Source organism: Serinicoccus sp. CNJ-927 (assembly GCF_001942435.1).
Classification (GTDB): domain Bacteria; phylum Actinomycetota; class Actinomycetes; order Actinomycetales; family Dermatophilaceae; genus Ornithinicoccus; species Ornithinicoccus marinus.
The window spans coordinates 138,670-155,065 of record NZ_MKKF01000048.1; the positions used below are offsets into that span (position 1 = coordinate 138,670).

Below are 16,396 nucleotides of genomic sequence, written 5' to 3' on the forward strand. Positions count from 1 at the left end.
CACGCTAACCCTCCGCGGGTCCCGGGTCGCGCCAGGTGCGGCGCCGACCGGCTAGGTTGGGCGGACCATGATCGAGCGCCCCGTCCGTCACCGCCGGGCCTGCTGGGTGGTGCGGGGGGCGGGCCGGGGCTCCTCGGCGTTGCTGCGCCCGTCCCGGTATGCCCAGATCCGGCTGCGCGAGGCCGAGGGACTGATGCTGGGGCCGGGAGCGGTGCAGGAGGTCTACGGGGCCGTGCCACGGGCATACCCGCTGGCGGAGCTGCTGGACAGCACCGGCGAGTGGGTCGGCCTGCTCAGCGACGACGTCGGGCGGACGTGGGTCGCGATGAGCGACTACCACGGCTTCGGGCACCTCTTCTGGGCGGTGCGCCCCGGCGAGCAGGGTCAGGACGTCTACCTCGGGACCACCCTGGACGCCGTCGTCGACCGGCTGCGCGCCGACGGGCACCGGCTCGCGGTGGACTGGCCGGTCGCGCTCACCACGCTCGCCTCCAACCACGTCCTGCTGCGCAACCAGTGGTCCCGCCGCACCCTCGTCGAGGGGGTCCGCTGCCTGCGTCCGGACGAGCTGCTGGTGATGAGCGAGCGCGGGGTCGGCACGGTGCCCCGGGCGATGAGCACCGACCCGCAGGGCCGGTCCTACGACGAGCTGCTCGACGCCGGGATCGCCCGCTCCGCCGCGCTGCTGGCCCAGGTCGCGGACGCCGTGCCGGACGTGCGGGTCTTCGCCTCCGGCGGCAAGGACAGCCGGGTCGTGCTCGCCCTCATGGACCACGCGGGGGTGCTCTCCCGCAGCAGCTTCGTGGCCGCCGACCCCAGCCGGTGGGCCGACGCCGCGGGGCGCCAGGGGCTGTGGCGCGACCTGGTCGTCTCGGACGAGCTGCGGCAGGCGGCAGGTCGGCCGTGGTACGTCGAGCCCGACTACGAGGACCGGATGCTGTCCTTCGCCGAGAGCATCGACCACCACCAGAGCTTCTACGCCGGGAGCCAGTGGGCCGCCTCGGCGGAGCGGCAGCTGCGCTGGCCGACGGTCCCCTACGTCGCGGTCCGGGGCGGGGCAGGGGAGCTCATGCGGACGGCATACCGGACCATCCGCACCGGCGAGCCCTTCGCCGCGATGGGGCAGAGCGTCGCCAGCCTGGAGCCGGACCTACGCCGGCTGCATGGCCTCGTGGTCCACGGCGGTGTCCCGCTGCCGGACCCGATCCGTGCGGCGGGTCAGGAGGCGGTGGCGGAGGCCTTCGCGCTGGTCCCGGACGCGCCGATCGGGCAGCAGGTGGACGCGCACTACCGGCTGCACCGCAACCGCGCCCACTTCGGCCACGTGCTGCACTCCACGCACCGGCGCAGCCTGGCCCTGCACCCGCTCGCGACGCCGGAGTTCCTCCGCGCGGCGCACCTGCTGCCCTTCGCCGAGCGGGACCTGGGGCTGGCCGCCTTCGACGTCGTCGAGCGGCTGCGGCCCGACCTCAACCGGCACCGGCTCGCCTCCGGCACCTGGCCCGAGCACGTGTGGCAGCGGCGCGGCGGCGCCCCCGCGCCGCTCCCCCGCGCGCCGCGAGGACCCTTCGGCCGCGACCGGGTCCCTAGCTACTTCGAGGCCGAGGACCACAACCACTTCCGTCGCGGCTGGACGAGCGGTCCGCTGCGCTTCGACATCCGCACCGCGGCGCAGACCCGCGCCGTGGCCGACCTGTGGCGGCTGCACGACCTGGCTCCGCAGGACGCACCGGCCGACGTGATCGGCCCGCTCGCCGACCTCGTGAGCCGATCGGCGATCACCCCGGCCACGACGGTGGTGCGGCTCGCGTCGATCCTGCGGGCGGTCGACGAGCCGGTCGCCGACCCGCCCGCGAGCCTGGAGGTGCGGGTGCGCCACGGCGGGGGCCTGCCGTGGCGCAGGCGGGAGCGGGTCGAGGTCGCGCCGGTGCGCACCGGACCGCCGGGGTCGGTCCGGGACCTGCGGGGGTATGCCGTCAACGCCCCGTCCGCGGGTCTCGAGACCTTCGAGGTCGACCCCCGCACCGAGCCGGGCGTCTACTGCCACCTCGAGCTGGTCGACGGCGAGCTCCTTGCCCGGCGGGTCGGTGCGGAGCGGGCGGGCTGGCGGCTGGAGCACACCTTCACCCTGGTGCGCGGTACCGACGAGGTCGCCGAGGCCACGACCGAGGAGGTGAGCGCGGCGTTCGGGGCGCCGGCCGCTTCGGGCCGGCACCGCGCGCTGCTGGCGGCGCGATGCCTGGACCGTCCGGAGATCGTCCTGCGCGCAACCTCGCCCTGGCTGGTCGTGCCCGAGCCCGACCTGCCGGCCTAGTTGCCGACGCTGGCGGGGCCGAGCAGTGCCTTGAGCTCGCCGAAGAGCTCCGGGGTCGCGGTGACCCGCAGGCTCTCGTCCAGCTTGAGCAGCACGGTCCGCCCCGGCTGGTTCAGCTTGACGTGGACGTCGGTGGCGCCGGGGTGGTCGGCGAGAACCGTCTTGAGCTTGTGGGCCAGTCCATCGGTCACGCGGGTCAGCGGCAGGTTGAGCACGACCGGCCCACGCGGTCCGGCCTTGATGTCCGGCAGGGTCATCTCGTTGGCCATGAGCTCGGTGGCGTCGTCCTTCTTCAGCCGGCCCTTGACCACGACGACGGTGTCCTCGGCGAGCATCGTGGAGATCGTCATGTAGGTCTTGGGCCAGAAGACGACGTCGAGCGAGCCGGCCATGTCCTCGACCGAGGCGCGGGCATACGGGTCGCCGTTCTTGGTCCGCTTCAACTGCAGGTTGGTGATCAGGCCCGCGACAGTGACGAAGTCGCCGTCCTTGGCCCCGTCCTCCCCGACGAGCTGCAGGATCGAGGCGCTCGCGTGCTGGGACAGGATGTGCTCGATGCCGTTGAGCGGGTGGTCGGAGACGTAGAGCCCGAGCATCTCCCGCTCGAAGGCCAGCCGCGCGGTCTTGTCCCACTCGATCCCCGGGATCGGCGGGAGCGTGACGATCTGGACGGCCGCGTCCGCGCCGTCGTCGTCGCCGAAGGAGAGGCCGGAGAAGAGGCTGTCCTGGCCGATCGCCTCCTGCTTCTTCTCGTCCGCGAGCGCCTCGACATACCGCTCGTGCACGGTGACCAGACCCTGGCGGCTGTGCCCGAGGCTGTCGAAGGCGCCGGCCTTGCACAGCGACTCGATGGTGCGCTTGTTGCACACGACGGCCGGGCACTTGCGCAGGAAGTCCTCGAAGGAGGTGAAGGCGCCCTTCTCCTCACGGGTGTCGACGATCGCCTGGACGACGTTGGCGCCGACGTTGCGGATCGCCTGCAGCCCGAAGCGGATGTCGTCGCCGACGGCCGCGAAGGTGCCGATCGACTCGTTGACGTCGGGCGGCAGCACCGGGATGTTCAGCCGGCGGCACTCGGCGAGGTAGAGCGCCGTCTTGTCCTTGTCATCGCCGACGCTGGTGAGCAGCGCCGCCATGTATTCCGCCGGGTAGTTGGCCTTGAGGTAGCCGGTCCAGTAGGAGATGACGCCGTAGGCCGCGGTGTGCGCCTTGTTGAAGGCGTAGTCGGAGAACGGCACGAGGACGCCCCAGAGCGCCGCCACCGAGGCCTCGTTGTAGCCGTTGGCCTTCATCCCGTCCGAGAACGGGATGTACTCGGCGTCGAGCACCTCCTTCTTCTTCTTGCCCATCGCGCGCCGCAGGAGGTCGGCGTTGCCCAGCGTGTAGCCCGCGAGCTTCTGCGCAATCTCCATGACTTGTTCCTGGTAGATGCAGAGGCCGTACGTCGTGCCGAGGATCGGCTCGAGGGCGGCCTCCATCTCCGGCTGCAGCTTGCCCTTGAGCTCGGGGTCGAGCGGGGTGATCTCCTGCTTGCCGTTCTTGCGCAGCGCGAAGTTGGTGTGGGCGTTGACGCCCATCGGGCCGGGACGGTAGAGCGCGAGCGCCGCGGAGATGTCCTCGAAGTTGTCCGGCTGCATGAGCCGCAGCAGCTGGCGCATGCCGTTGCCGTCGAGCTGGAAGACACCGAGGGTGTCGCCGCGGCCGAGCAGGTCGTAGGTACTGCGGTCGCTCATGTCCTTGGACAGCGCGTCCAGGTCGATGTCCTGGCCGCGGTTGTCCTTGATGTTGTGGATCGCGTCGTCCAGGACCGTGAGGTTGCGCAGCCCGAGGAAGTCCATCTTGACCAGCCCGAGCGACTCGCACGTCGGGTAGTCGAACTGGGTGATGATCTGGCCGTCCTGGTCGCGGCGCATGATCGGGATGACGTCAATCAGCGGCTCGCTGGACATGATGACGCCGGCGGCGTGCACGCCCCACTGGCGCTTCAGCCCCTCCAGCCCGGTCGCCGTGTCGAAGACCTCGGCGGCGTGGTCGTCCTCGGCGAGCAGCTCGCGGAACTCGCCCGCCTCGGCATACCTCTTGTCCTGCGGGTCCTGGATCCCGGCCAGCGAGATGTCCTTGCCCATGACGGTCGGCGGCATCGCCTTGGTGAGCCTCTCCCCCATGGCGAAGGGGTAGCCCATCACCCGGGAGGAGTCCTTGAGCGCCTGCTTGGCCTTGATCGTGCCGTAGGTGACGATCATCGCCACCCGCTCGTCGCCGTACTTCTCGGTGACGTAGCGGATGACCTCGGAGCGGCGCCGGTCGTCGAAGTCGACGTCGAAGTCGGGCATGGACTTGCGCTCGGGGTTGAGGAAGCGCTCGAAGATCAGGCCGTGCGGGATGGGGTCGAGGTCGGTGATGCCCATGGCGTAGGCGCACATGGACCCTGCCCCCGAGCCACGCCCCGGGCCCACCTTGATGCCGTTCGTCTTGGCCCAGTTGATGAAGTCCGCGACGACGAGGAAGTAGCCCGGGTAGCCCTTGCCGATGATGACCTCGGACTCGTACTCCGCCTGCTTCCGCGCGTAGTCGGGAACGCCCTCGGGGAAGCGGCGCTGCAGCCCGGTCTCGACCTCCTTGATGAACCAGCTGGTCTCGTCCTCGCCCTCGGGCACCGGGAAGCGCGGCATGTAACGCCCCTCGCCCTCGGTGAAGGAGATGTCGCACCGGTCGGCGACCAGCAGCGTGTTGTCGCAGGCCTCGGGCAGCTCGCGCCATACCTCGCGCATCTCGGCGGCCGTCTTGAGGTAGTAGCCGTCGCCGTTGAACTGGAACCGGTTGGGGTCCTGCATCGTCGACCCCGACTGCACGCACAGCAGCGCCGAGTGCGCCTTGGCGTCCTCCTGGTGGGTGTAGTGCAGGTCGTTGGTCGCCAGCAGCGGCAACGACAGCTCCTTGGCCAGCCGCAGCAGGTCCTGGCGCACCACCCGCTCGATCTGGATGCCGTGGTCCATCAGCTCGAGGAAGTAGTTGTCCGCCCCGAAGATGTCCTTCATGTCCGAGGCGTACTGGACCGCCTGGTCCCACTGGCCCAGCCGCAGCCGGGTCTGGATCTCCCCCGACGGGCAGCCGGTGGTCGCGATCAGCCCCTGACCGTAGGTCTCCAGCAGCTCGCGGTCCATCCGCGGCTTGAAGTAGTAGCCCTCCATCGAGGCCAGCGAGGCCATCCGGAAGAGGTTGTGCATGCCGTTGTTGTTGCGCGCCAGCAGCGTCATGTGGGTGTATGCCCCGCCGCCGGAGACGTCGTCGCGTCCCCCGTCGCCGTACTTCACCCGGGTCTTGTCGGTGCGGTGCGTGCCGGGCGTGACGTAGGCCTCGAGCCCGATGATCGGCTTGACGTCGTACCTCTGCGCGGTCTTCCAGAACTCGTAGGCGCCGAAGATGAAGCCGTGATCGGTCGTCGCGACGGCCGGCATCCCGAGCTCGGCGGCCTTGTCGAACATGTCCGTGATGCGCGCCGCACCGTCGAGCATGGAGTACTCGGTGTGGTTGTGCAGGTGGACGAAGTTCTGCGCGGGGCTGGCTGGGGAGGACATCGCAGATGATCCTAGAGCCCCGGACCGACAGGTATGGAGCGCCCGTCACCCTGCGCGGAGGGCACCTCGTTGACCTGCGACGGAGACCGTCATGCCGCCACCACGACCCCACCACCACCGTTCGCAGGCCGGAGCGCGGCACTCGCGAGGGCACCACGGACCCGTGGCTCGGGAACATTTACCTCATCTTTGCCCAAGAATTCTTGACCCGGGGGTTGCCTCGGATCAGGATGAAAGTTCCGCCCGGCACATTCCTGGTTTCATATGATTTTCCTTCGGGCGGCCATCCCCCAAGGAGCGCAATGTCGCGTAGAACCCTCGCCACCACCTTGTCAGCAGCACTGGTGCTCGCCGGCTCCGTCACGGCCGCCGCGGCGCCCGGTGACGCCGACCCGCCCACCGCCTCCGTCGACGCTGAGCTGGCGGCGGAGGAGACGGCGCTGGTCCGTCTCCAGCTGCCGAACCGTCAGATGCTCGAGCAGCTCGTCGCTGACGGTGCTGACCTCGCCGGCGTGCCCGCCTCCGCTCCCGACGTCCGCGGCGAGCGGGTGCTGGCCGACGTCGTCCTCACCGGCGCAGAGCTGACCGCGCTGCAGGCAGAGGGCGCCACCCTCCTCCAGGTGATCCAGCGCGAGAAGGAGGGCACCGCGAACTTCGAGGCCAGCCGGGCGCAGGCCGAGCGCCGGCACCAGGAGGGGATGACGATGCAGGCGACCGACGAGGGCCGCATGCTCGCGGACGTCCTGGTCGTCGACCACGCCTACTGGTGGGAGTCCGGGGGCCAGACGTTCCTGCAGGTGCAGGTGTCGACCTCCGCCACCGACAACCCGGACGTGCAGATCGAGGTCGAGTGGGAGACCGAGGACGGTGAGAGCGGCACCTTCCAGCTGTTCCGGTACGTCGACGCCGGCCAGTACATGTTCCACTACCACCAACCGGAGCCGCTGCCGTCGGCCCCGGTCAGCCTGACGGTCACCTCGTCGGAGGGCGGCACCGCGACCGCCGAGCCCGCCCCCTGGCCCGGCGCCGAGGTGCCGGAGCTGCCCGAGGGCTATCAGCAGGACTTCATCGACCAGTACATGACGCCGAGCGAGATCGACGAGCGCATCGATCGGCTCGTTGCGCAGTATCCGGACCTGGTCGACGTCGTCGAGCTGCCGAACGAGTCGCTCGGCTACCGCCGCCCGGCCATGGCGTTGGTCGGCGACCCCGCCACCGCCGCGCTGGCCGTGGAGTCGGTCGCCTACGGCACCGACGGGATGAACGGCACCGAGGTCGTCGTCGCCGACCCGGGTGAGCCCAGCCAGGAGCTCACCGGCGTCTACGAGGACGGCACGCTGACCCTCTCCCTGGCCACCGACGCCGAGGGCGCGGTCACCAGCACCGTCGACGAGGTGGCCGCATACATCAACGAGACGTTCGAGGAGACCTTCCGCGCCAACGCGGTGACCGACGGCGCGGCGACGATGACCGTCGTGGAGTCCGTCACCTTGGACGACGGGCTGGACGCCTCGCACCTGAACCCCGAGGGCCGGACGATGCGGATGATGCGCATCGGTGAGCACCGCGACGGGTCTCGCCCGGGCGTCCTGGCCTACAGCCAGGAGCACGCCCGCGAGTGGGTCACCCCGCTGGCGACGATGGAATTCGCCGAGCGGATGCTGGCTAATGCCGCCACCGACGAGGAGACGGCCGAGCTGCTCGAGGAGGTGGAGATCTTCCTGGTGCCCGTGGTCAACCCGGACGGGGCGAACTACTCCTTCTACGACTACAACTTCCAGCGCAAGAACCTCAGCAACCACTGCGAGGGTGCCGCCCGCGACCCGCGGCGTCAGGACCAGTGGGGTGTCGACCTCAACCGCAACTTCACGGTCGGCTCCGTCCACGACGGGTATGTCGGCGGCTCGCTGAACTGCCTCTCGGGCACCTACGCAGGCCCCGAGGAGCTGTCCGAGCCCGAGACGCTGAACACCGCCTGGATCGGGGAGAACTACGAGAACATCACCCACTCGATGAACGTGCACAGCTACGGCGGCTACTTCATGTGGAGCCCGGGCGCCTACAAGGTGCCCGGCCGCGAGCCGTTGCCGTTCCCCCCGGCGGAGGACCTGCAGGAGTTCTTCGACGCCTCCCAGCGGATCATCGAGGCGATCAGCCAGCACCGTGGCACCGTGACCTGGCCGGCCAACACCGGCCCGGTCATCGACGTCCTGTACAGCGCCGGCGGCAACTCTGCCGACCACATGTACTACGAGCACGACATCGTGGCCTACAACTTCGAGGTCGGCAACGACCTGTGGAACCCGGAGCTGGAGCGCTGGGAGGGCGTCGGCTTCCAGCCACCGTTCGAGGAGGCTCACCCCGAGTCGCAGGAGTATGCAGCCGGGCTGGTCGAGCTCGTCCGTATCGCCGCAGACGACGCACGCGAGGACAGGGAGGACCTCACCCGGCTCTCGGGCGAGACCCGCTACGAGACGGCGGTGGCCATCGGGCAGGAGTCCTACCCGGACAGCACCACCGCGGTGCTGGTCGGCGGCCCGGACGCCAGCATGGTCGACGGCCTGGTCGCTGCACCGCTCGGGGCCGCTCTCGAGGCTCCGGTCCTGCTGACCGACACCGACGGGCTCTCCGTCGCCACGGCGCAGGACCTCACCGACCGCGGTGTCACCGAGGTCGTCGTCATCGGCGGTGACGGTGCCGTCGGCGAGGAGGTCGTCGAGGCGGTCGAGGCCATGGACATCGAGGTCGAGCGGGTCTCAGGTACGGACCGGTACGGCACCGCCGTCGCGGTCGCCGAGCAGCTGGGCGCCGACACCGACGAGGTCATCGTGGCCTCGGGCCGCCAGGACAACCTGGTCGACGCCCTCGCGGTGTCCGGCCCGGCTGCCGCCACCGGCACCCCGGTGCTGCTGGTCCGGCAGGACGGCGTGCCCGGCGTCACCGCGGGCGCCCTCGAGGACTACGACTCCTCGCTGGTCGTCGGTGGGGACGGGGCGGTCAACGAGGAGGTCCTCGACGAGCTGCCCGACCCGCTGCGGGTCTCCGGCTCCGGCCGGTGGGAGACCGCCGTCGCGGTCGCCGACCACTTCGTCGCCGAGGGGATGGACAGCAGCTCGGTGTCCATCGCCTCCGGCATCCAGGCCAACATGGTGGACGCCCTGCCGGGCGGCACCCTGGGTCAGCTGATCCTGCTCAGCGAGACGGACGCGCTGCCCGAAGCGACCACGACCTGGCTCGTGGGCAACGAGGAGACCGAGCACGCCTACGTGCTCGGTGGCGACGGCGCCCTCTCCGCCACGGTCGTCGAGACGCTCGAGAGCATCCTCGGGGGCCGCTGACCGTCGTCCGACGGAGAGACACGTGCAGGGCCGGGGAGTTCCTCCCCGGCCCTGCGCCGTGCCTGCGCTGTGCCTGCGCCGTGCGGGCCGTCGACCTCAACCTCGGACGACGTCCAGCGCTCCCTCCAGGTCCTCGGGGTAGGGCGACTCGAACTCGACCTGCTCCCCGCTGCCCGGGTGCAGGAAGCCGAGCTTCACCGCGTGCAGCCACTGCCGCTCCAGCCCGAGGTCGCGCGCCAGCGTGGGGTCGGCGCCGTAGGTGAGGTCGCCGCAGCAGGGGTGGCGCAGCGCGGAGAAGTGCACCCGGATCTGGTGCGTGCGTCCGGTCTCCAGGTGGATCTGCAGCAGGCTCGCCCGCCGGTGCGCCTCGAGCAGCTCGTAGTGGGTGATGCTGTGCCGGCCGCTCGTCATCACCGCGAAGCGGTAGTCGTGGCCGGGGTGCCGCCCGATGGGGGCGTCGATCGTCCCCTCGTGCGGGTCGGGCAGCCCCTGCACCAGCGCGTGGTAGGTCTTGTCGACCACCCGGTCGCGGAAGGCCTGCTTGAGCACGGTGTAGGCCCGTTCGGACTTGGCCACGACCATGAGGCCGCTCGTGCCCACGTCCAGGCGCTGCACGATGCCCTGCCGCTCCGGTGCGCCGGAGGTGGAGATCCGGTAACCCGCCGCGGCGAGGCCACCGACCACCGTCGGGCCGGTCCAGCCCACGCTGGGATGGGCGGCGACGAAGGCGGGCTTGTCGACGACGACGATGTCGGTGTCGTCGTGCACGATCCGCATGCCCTCGACCGGCTCGGCCACGACCTCCAGGCCAGGCGGCGGCCCGGCCGGGGGCAGCTCCACCTCGAGGAAGGCGCCGGCGGTCAGTCGCTCGGACTTGCCGACCACGCGGCCGTCGACCTGGACCATGCCGTCGGCGGCGAGGGTGGCCGCCTTGGAGCGGGACAGCCCCAGCAGCCGGGGCAGCGCGACGTCGACGCGCTCCCCTTCGAGCCCGTCGGGGACGGTGAAGACGCGGGAGTCGCTCACCGGGCACCCTCGTCCTGGCGCTGTTCCGGGTCGGCGTCGGCGGCGGTCCTCGTACTCTCGCCCTCGCGGGTCCCGTCCGGGTGGAAGCCGCGCAGCGAGAGCAGCACGATGAGGCACGCCGCGGTGGTGACCCCCATGTCCGCGACGTTGAAGACCGGGAAGTTGGGCAGCGCCAGGAAGTCGACCACGTGGCCCAGCCCGACCGAGGGCGGGCGGAAGTAGCGGTCGATGAGGTTGCCGACGGCGCCACCGAGCAGGAGCCCGAGCGTGAGCGCCCAGCCCAGGCTGCGGGTCCGGAAGGCCTGGACGACGATGCCGACCGACACCAGGGTGGCGATGGTGGTCACGACCCCGGTCCAGCTCGTGCCCAGCGAGAAGGCTGCGCCGGAGTTGTAGGTGAGGTGCAGCTGGAGCAGCTCGCCGACGAGCGGCACCGACTCCCCCCGCGTCAGACCCGCCTCGGCCCACGCCTTGGTCGCCTGGTCCAGACCGGCCCACAGCAGCGCGACGAGCAGCACCACGTGGGGTCGTCGGGGTGGACGGGAGGCTAGCGGCGTTCCTGCTTCTGCTTGCATGACATGCATAGCGTCGCACGCGGGAAGGCCTGCAGCCGCATCTTGCCGATGGGCGTCCCGCACGACTCGCAGTCGCCGTAGCTGCCGTCCTCGATACGGTCCAGCGCGTGCGTGTTCTGGTCGATCAGGTCGCGCGCGTTGTTGGTGACCGAGAGCTCGTGCTCCCGCTCCCAGGTGGCCGACCCGGCGTCGGCCTGGTCGTCGCCCGCCCCGTCGCCGTAGGCGCGCCCGCGCTCGAAGAGGTCCTGCTCGGCCTCCTGGACCTCGCCGCGCAACCGGTCGATCTCGCCCTCCAGCTCCTCGCGCAGCTCCGCCACCTCGGCGGCGCTCCACGGGCTCTCGCCCTCGCGCACGCTCAGGGCGCGGTGCTCACCCTTGCCCCGCCCCGGGCGCGTCGCGGTCCCGGAGCCCCCCTTCTTCGCGGTCGTGGCCACGCCTCGCCCTTCGTTCGCAGCTGGCCCGTCCTGGGGACGAGCGATGGTGGCGGCAGAATAGATCAGCGCCCAGACGTTGACAACGCAGGGCGACACCCCCCTCCCCCGGGTATGCCGCAGCGCCCCGGCGAGGATGTCGGCCGGGGCGCTGCGGAGAGTTCTCGGGGTCGTGCTCAGGAGGAGGTGGGCCCGGTGGCGTCCACCCGCTCTATCTGGTCGGTGAGGAAGGTCCGCAGCCGCTGGCGGAGGTCACTCTCCTGCGTCTGCAGGTTGCTGATCGTGGAGGCGAGCGCGGTCTCCTGGCCGTGCAGGTCCTCGAGCACGCTGGCCCGCTTGCCCTCGGCCTCGCTGACCATCTGGTCGCGGCTGGTCTCGCCCTCGCCGACGAGCCGGTCGTGGGTCTCCTGACCGGTGCGCACCAGCTCGTCGTGCTGGCTCTGCCCCTCGCCGACGAGCCGGTCGTGCGTCTCCTGACCGGTGCGGACGAGCTCGTCGTGCTGGGTCTGCCCCTCGCGGACCAGCCGGTCGTGGGTCTCCTGACCGGTGCGCTCCAGCTCGGCCTTGCGCTCGTCGGCCTCGGCGAGCGCGCTGGCCTTGTAGCCGTCGCCCTCCTCGATGAGGCGGGTCTTTGCGCTCTCGCCCTCGGCGACGTGCTGGTCGTGCAGGCGCTGGGCCAGGGAGATGATCGAGCTCGGGTCCTCCCCGTCGCCGGTCCTCTGCTCACCGGAGCCGCCGTCCTGCACAGCCGCCACCGTGTCCATGTCCCTGTCCCGCGAGGCGCGCAACTCGTCGCGCTCGCGCTCGGCGCTCGCCACCTGCTCCTGCGCCGCCGCGAGGCTCTCCTCGGCGGCCGCCCGGGCCTGCCGGCACTCCTCGAGCTGACGACGCAGCGACTCCACGTCCGCGTCGGCCGCGACGGCGTCGGTTCCCTCCGGTGCCCCCGCGTCCTGCTCCGCCTCGCCCTCGGGTCGGCTCTCCACGGAGCGCATCGAGCCACCGCCGGCGCGGCAGTCCTCCAGGTCGGTCCGCAGGCCGTCGTTCTCGGTGACGAGCCGGCGCAGCTCGATGACGACCTCGTCGAGGAAGTCGTCGACCTGGGTCTCGTCGTAGCCGCGACGCAGGTGCGTCGCGCTGAAGCTCTTCTTGATGACGTCCTCGGGGGACAGCGCCATGTTTCACCTCACGTGTGCAGGGAGCGAGCGCCCACCCCGGGCTCACGTGCCGGGTCGGGCGGTGACGTGCTGGTATGCACGTTGTCCAGCGAGCACTCTAACGCACCGAGAAAAGCCGGTCAGGTCCGCGGCGGGCAGCGCAGCGAGGCGGCCGAGGGGACCGAAGACACCCTCAGAAGGGCAGCGACAGCGCCAGGCTGCGACCGATGCCGACGGCGATGATGAGCACGAGGAAGCCGAGGTCCAGGGCGACCTGACCGATGCGCAGCGGGGGAATCACCCGGCGCAGCGCACGCAGCGGCGGGTCGGTGAGGGAGTAGACGCCGTTGGCCAGGACCAGGACCGGTCCCTTCGGCCGCCAGTCACGGGCGAAGACCTGGACCCAGTCGAAGACCAGCCGCGCGATGAGGACGAAGAAGTAAAGATTGAGCAGGAGCGCGAGGATCTGGCCGACCATGTGCCCAGCCTACGCGAGGACGCTGGGAGGAGCCGGTGAGGCGGGCGCGTGACGGGGCCCCACCTCGGCGCGGCTCAGCTCTGGTTGAACGGGCCCTGCGCCCCGCGGACCTGCTCGGGCTGGCTGCCCCCGTCGACCTCGACGAAGGACGGGCTGAGCAGGAAGACCTTGCTCGTCACCCGCTCGATCGACCCGTGCAGCCCGAAGGCCAGGCCCGCGGCGAAGTCGACCAGGCGCTTGGCGTCGGCGTCGTCCATGTCGGAGAGGTTCATGATGACCGGGACGCCACCGCGGAAGGCCTCGCCGATCGTCTTGGCCTCGTTGTAGGTGCGGGGGTGGATCGTGGTGATGCGGTTCAACTCGCCGACCTCCGGCTCGCGGACGACCTGGGAGACGGGGGTGCGCGAGGGCAGCGTGGCCACCGTCGCCTCACCGTGGGACTCAGCGGTGTCGCCGTCACGCAGCTGGCGCACGGTCGCCCCGCTGCCGCGCTGCTCCGGCGACTCCTGCTCGTAGGTGTCGTAGTCGTCGAAGCGCTCGTCGGACTCGGCGAGTCCGAGGTACTCCATGGTCTTGCGCAGTGCCCCGGCCATGTGTGCGAGCTCCTAGGTGCGTGACGGGTGCGTCCCGTGGTGGATCGGTCGAGAACGACGCTACCGCTGCGCGGGGCGCGAACCGAGGATTGCGCTCCCGACACGCAGGTGTGTCGCACCGGCTGCCACGGCCGCCTCGAGGTCGCCACTCATGCCCGCCGAGACCCAGGTCGCGTCCGGGTGGGTGTGCCGCAGCTGCTCCCCCAGCCCGTGGAGCCGGTCGAAGGCCCGGCGGACGCCGTCGTCGTCGAGGTCGAGGGGCGCGATCGCCATCACGCCGCGCAGCCGCAGCTGCTCGCACCCGGCGACGGCCTCGGCGAGCTGACCGAGCTCGGCCGGGGCGGCGCCACCACGCCCGGCCTGCTCCCCCTCCCCCAGGTCGACCTGCAGCAGCACCTCGAGCGGGCCCGACACGACCTCGTCCTCGACCGCTGCGGCGCGGCCGGCGGCGAGCGCTCGCACCAGGCGCGCCCGGTCGACGGACTGGACGACGTCGGTATACCGCGCGACCCGCTTCGCCTTGTTGGTCTGGAGCTGGCCGACGAAGTGGACCCGGATCCTCGAGCGCACGTCCGACGGCAGGGCGCCGATCTTGTCCCCGGCCTCCTGGTCCCGGCTCTCGCCGACGTCGGTGACCCCCATGCCAGCGAGCAGCTCGACGTCAGCGGCGGGGAAGAACTTCGTCACCGCCACCAGCGTCAGGTCCTCGGGCCGGCGCCCGCTCACCGCGCACGCCGCCTCGATGCGGTGCCGGACCTCGGCCAGCCGCCCGCTCAGCTCCTGCTCCCGCGTCGCAGTCACGTCAGGCCACCTGCTCCGGGGCGAGGAGCCGGACGACGCCGGCGAACCGGCCGGTCCTGCCGTCGCGGCGGTAGGAGTAGAGGTCGTCGCGCTCGCGGGTGCACCCGGCCAGCCAGCGCAGGCGGACGTCGAGATCGCTGTCGGCGAGCTGCTGCACCACACCGGCGGCGACGTCGATGGCGGGGGTGCCGCTCACCGAGACACTGGCGGCGGTCGGTGTCAGTGCTGCCGCCTCGTCCCGCAGTGCGGCCGGCACCTCGTAGCAGCGGGGGCAGACCGAGGGCCCCACGACAGCATCCAGCCGACGAGCCCCGAGGTCGCGCAGGGCGTCCAGTGCCGCCGGGACGACCCCCGCGAGCAGCCCGGGGCGCCCGGCGTGCACGACAGCGGCGAGCCCTTCGGCGCGGTCCACCAGCAGCAGCGGGACGCAGTCGGCGACGAGGACCACCAGCGCCTCGTCGCTGCTGCCGGTCACCAGCGCGTCGACGGCCGGCACGGCAGGTCCGTCGGCGCCCGACGTCGACGGCGTCAGGGCGACGGCGCACCCGTGCTGCTGATCCATGAGCCGCAGATCGGCGACCCGCAGCCCGAGCTCGTGGGCGAGCCGGTGCCGGTTGGTGCTGACGGCGTCCTCCCGGTCGCCCACGTGCGCGCCGAGGTTGAACGAGGCGTAGGGGTCGACGCTGGAGCCGCCGTGCCGGTCGGTCACGGCCCACTCCACGCCGTAGCCGTCGCCGGTGGGCTCCAGCCGCTCGCGCCAGGTGAACACGAGGAACTACCGCCTCACTTGAGGAAGTCGGGCACGTCCAGGTCGTCGGAGTCCTCGAAGGTCACCTGCCGGGGCGGCTGCTGGACCGGCCGCTGCTGCTGCCCACCGTCCTGGGCCGGAGCCTGCTGCCGCTCTGCCTGCGGCTGGGCGTCGGCGTCGCGACGCTCGCCCTGCGGGAACTCCGCCGGCTGCGCGGGACGCTGCTGCTGCGGCGCCTGAGCGGGAGCCTGCTGACCCTCGGAGCCGGGGCGCTGCTGCGGCTGCTGCTGGGAGGCGCCCGGACGCTGCTGCGGCTGGCCGCCGCCCTGCTGCCGGCCCGCTCCCCCGGCCTGCACCTGGCCCAGTGCCCGGTCGTTGCCCTCGCCCCGGCCCGGCGGCACGCCGCCATCGAAGCCGGCCGCGATGACGGTGACGCGCACCTCGTCGCCGAGGGAGTCGTCGATGACCGCACCGAAGATGATGTTGGCCTCGGGGTGGGCGGCCTCCTGCACCAGGCGGGCCGCCTCGTTGATCTCGAAGAGCCCGAGGTCCGAGCCGCCCTGCACCGAGAGCAGCACGCCGTGCGCGCCCTCGATGCTGGCCTCCAGCAGCGGCGAGGAGATCGCCAGCTCGGCCGCCTGCACGGCCCGGTCCTCCCCGCGTGCCGAGCCGATGCCCATGAGCGCCGACCCCGCACCCTGCATCACCGACTTGACGTCGGCGAAGTCGAGGTTGATCAGGCCCGGGGTGGTGATGAGGTCGGTGATGCCCTGCACACCGGAGAGCAGCACCTGGTCCGCGCTACGGAAGGCGTCGAGCATCGACACGGTCCGGTCGGAGATCGACAGCAGCCGGTCGTTGGGGATGACGATGAGGGTGTCCACCTCGTCGCGCAGCGTGGCGATCCCGGACTCGGCCTGGTTGGCTCGCCGGCGGCCCTCGAAGGTGAACGGACGGGTGACCACACCGATGGTCAGCGCCCCCAGCGTCTTCGCGATCTTGGCCACGACCGGCGCACCGCCGGTGCCGGTCCCGCCGCCCTCGCCGGCGGTGACGAAGACCATGTCGGCACCGCGCAGCGCCTCCTCGATCTCCTCGGTGTGGTCCTCCGCCGCCCGACGACCCACCTCGGGGTCCGCGCCGGCCCCCAGGCCGCGGGTCAGCTCGCGCCCGACGTCGAGCTTGACGTCGGCATCACTCATGAGCAGGGCCTGCGCGTCGGTGTTGATGGCGATGAACTCGACACCCTTGAGGCCGACCTCGATCATGCGGTTGATGGCGTTGACGCCACCCCCGCCGATGCCGACGACCTTGATGACGGCCAGGTAGTTCTGCGCTGCGGACACGATGGACCTTTCGG

At 71.4% G+C, this 16,396-nt stretch carries 12 protein-coding genes; 2 read left to right on the forward strand and 10 right to left on the reverse strand.

The features are described 5' to 3' along the window. The first annotated feature begins 67 nt into the window (after positions 1 to 67). Positions 68 to 2,314 (forward strand): hypothetical protein, encoded by a 2,247-nt coding sequence (locus BJF86_RS12885; protein ID WP_075819495.1) that lies wholly within the window; start codon positions 68 to 70, stop codon positions 2,312 to 2,314. Here BJF86_RS12885 and dnaE read toward each other — a convergent pair. Continuing rightward, positions 2,311 to 5,892 carry a DNA polymerase III subunit alpha gene (gene dnaE / locus BJF86_RS12890; RefSeq protein WP_075819497.1) on the reverse strand — a complete coding sequence of 1,194 codons (3,582 nt, stop codon included), beginning with the start codon at positions 5,890 to 5,892 and terminating at the stop codon, positions 2,311 to 2,313. The genes BJF86_RS12885 and dnaE overlap by 4 nt on opposite strands. Positions 5,893 to 6,194: 302 nt before the next feature. Between dnaE and BJF86_RS12895 the strand changes: the two genes are divergently transcribed. Then, complete coding sequence (locus BJF86_RS12895; protein ID WP_083653072.1) at positions 6,195 to 9,230, forward strand: M14 family zinc carboxypeptidase; 3,036 nt, start codon at positions 6,195 to 6,197, stop codon at positions 9,228 to 9,230. A 96-nt stretch (positions 9,231 to 9,326) separates the two neighbouring features. Here the strand turns inward: BJF86_RS12895 and BJF86_RS12900 are convergent, their stop codons facing one another. The 9 genes from BJF86_RS12900 to ftsZ all read right to left on the reverse strand — a co-directional run bounded on the left by BJF86_RS12900 (position 9,327) and on the right by ftsZ (position 16,382). Continuing rightward, positions 9,327 to 10,256, reverse strand: a complete 930-nt coding sequence (locus BJF86_RS12900) for an RluA family pseudouridine synthase (protein ID WP_075819500.1) — start codon at positions 10,254 to 10,256, stop codon at positions 9,327 to 9,329. Further along, entirely contained in the window at positions 10,253 to 10,777 is a 525-nt protein-coding gene (lspA, locus tag BJF86_RS12905; RefSeq protein ID WP_083653074.1) for a signal peptidase II, read from the reverse strand. Before lspA ends, BJF86_RS12900 begins: the two co-directional genes overlap by 4 nt. Before the next feature lie 26 nt (positions 10,778 to 10,803). Further along, positions 10,804 to 11,265 (reverse strand): TraR/DksA family transcriptional regulator, encoded by a 462-nt coding sequence (locus BJF86_RS12910; protein WP_075819504.1) that lies wholly within the window; start codon positions 11,263 to 11,265, stop codon positions 10,804 to 10,806. 173 nt (positions 11,266 to 11,438) lie between these two features. Then, positions 11,439 to 12,437: a DivIVA domain-containing protein gene (locus tag BJF86_RS12915; protein WP_075819506.1), complete on the reverse strand. Its 999-nt coding sequence runs from the start codon at positions 12,435 to 12,437 to the stop codon at positions 11,439 to 11,441. A gap of 172 nt (positions 12,438 to 12,609) precedes the next feature. Beyond that, positions 12,610 to 12,894 (reverse strand): YggT family protein, encoded by a 285-nt coding sequence (locus BJF86_RS12920; protein WP_022924827.1) that lies wholly within the window; start codon positions 12,892 to 12,894, stop codon positions 12,610 to 12,612. A gap of 74 nt (positions 12,895 to 12,968) precedes the next feature. Then, positions 12,969 to 13,487 (reverse strand): cell division protein SepF, encoded by a 519-nt coding sequence (locus BJF86_RS12925; RefSeq protein WP_075819508.1) that lies wholly within the window; start codon positions 13,485 to 13,487, stop codon positions 12,969 to 12,971. A gap of 60 nt (positions 13,488 to 13,547) precedes the next feature. Next, positions 13,548 to 14,288, reverse strand: a complete 741-nt coding sequence (locus BJF86_RS12930; protein WP_075815448.1) for a YggS family pyridoxal phosphate-dependent enzyme — start codon at positions 14,286 to 14,288, stop codon at positions 13,548 to 13,550. A gap of 1 nt (position 14,289) precedes the next feature. Then, a complete protein-coding gene (locus BJF86_RS12935; RefSeq protein ID WP_075819510.1) occupies positions 14,290 to 15,057 on the reverse strand; it encodes a polyphenol oxidase family protein in 768 nt (255 codons plus the stop codon). Between the two features lie 14 nt (positions 15,058 to 15,071). Next, a complete protein-coding gene (gene ftsZ, locus BJF86_RS12940) occupies positions 15,072 to 16,382 on the reverse strand; it encodes a cell division protein FtsZ (protein WP_075819512.1) in 1,311 nt (436 codons plus the stop codon). Positions 16,383 to 16,396: the final 14 nt, after the last annotated feature.

Excerpts from the sequence above, each read along its gene's own strand:
- BJF86_RS12885 (WP_075819495.1), top strand. The coding sequence starts at position 68 with ATGATCGAGCGCCCCGTCCGTCACCGCCGGGCCTGCTGGGTGGTGCGG.
- dnaE (WP_075819497.1), bottom strand. The coding sequence starts at position 5,892 with ATGTCCTCCCCAGCCAGCCCCGCGCAGAACTTCGTCCACCTGCACAAC.
- BJF86_RS12895 (WP_083653072.1), top strand. The coding sequence starts at position 6,195 with ATGTCGCGTAGAACCCTCGCCACCACCTTGTCAGCAGCACTGGTGCTC.
- BJF86_RS12915 (WP_075819506.1), bottom strand. The coding sequence starts at position 12,437 with ATGGCGCTGTCCCCCGAGGACGTCATCAAGAAGAGCTTCAGCGCGACG.
- BJF86_RS12920 (WP_022924827.1), bottom strand. The coding sequence starts at position 12,894 with ATGGTCGGCCAGATCCTCGCGCTCCTGCTCAATCTTTACTTCTTCGTC.
- BJF86_RS12925 (WP_075819508.1), bottom strand. The coding sequence starts at position 13,487 with ATGGCCGGGGCACTGCGCAAGACCATGGAGTACCTCGGACTCGCCGAG.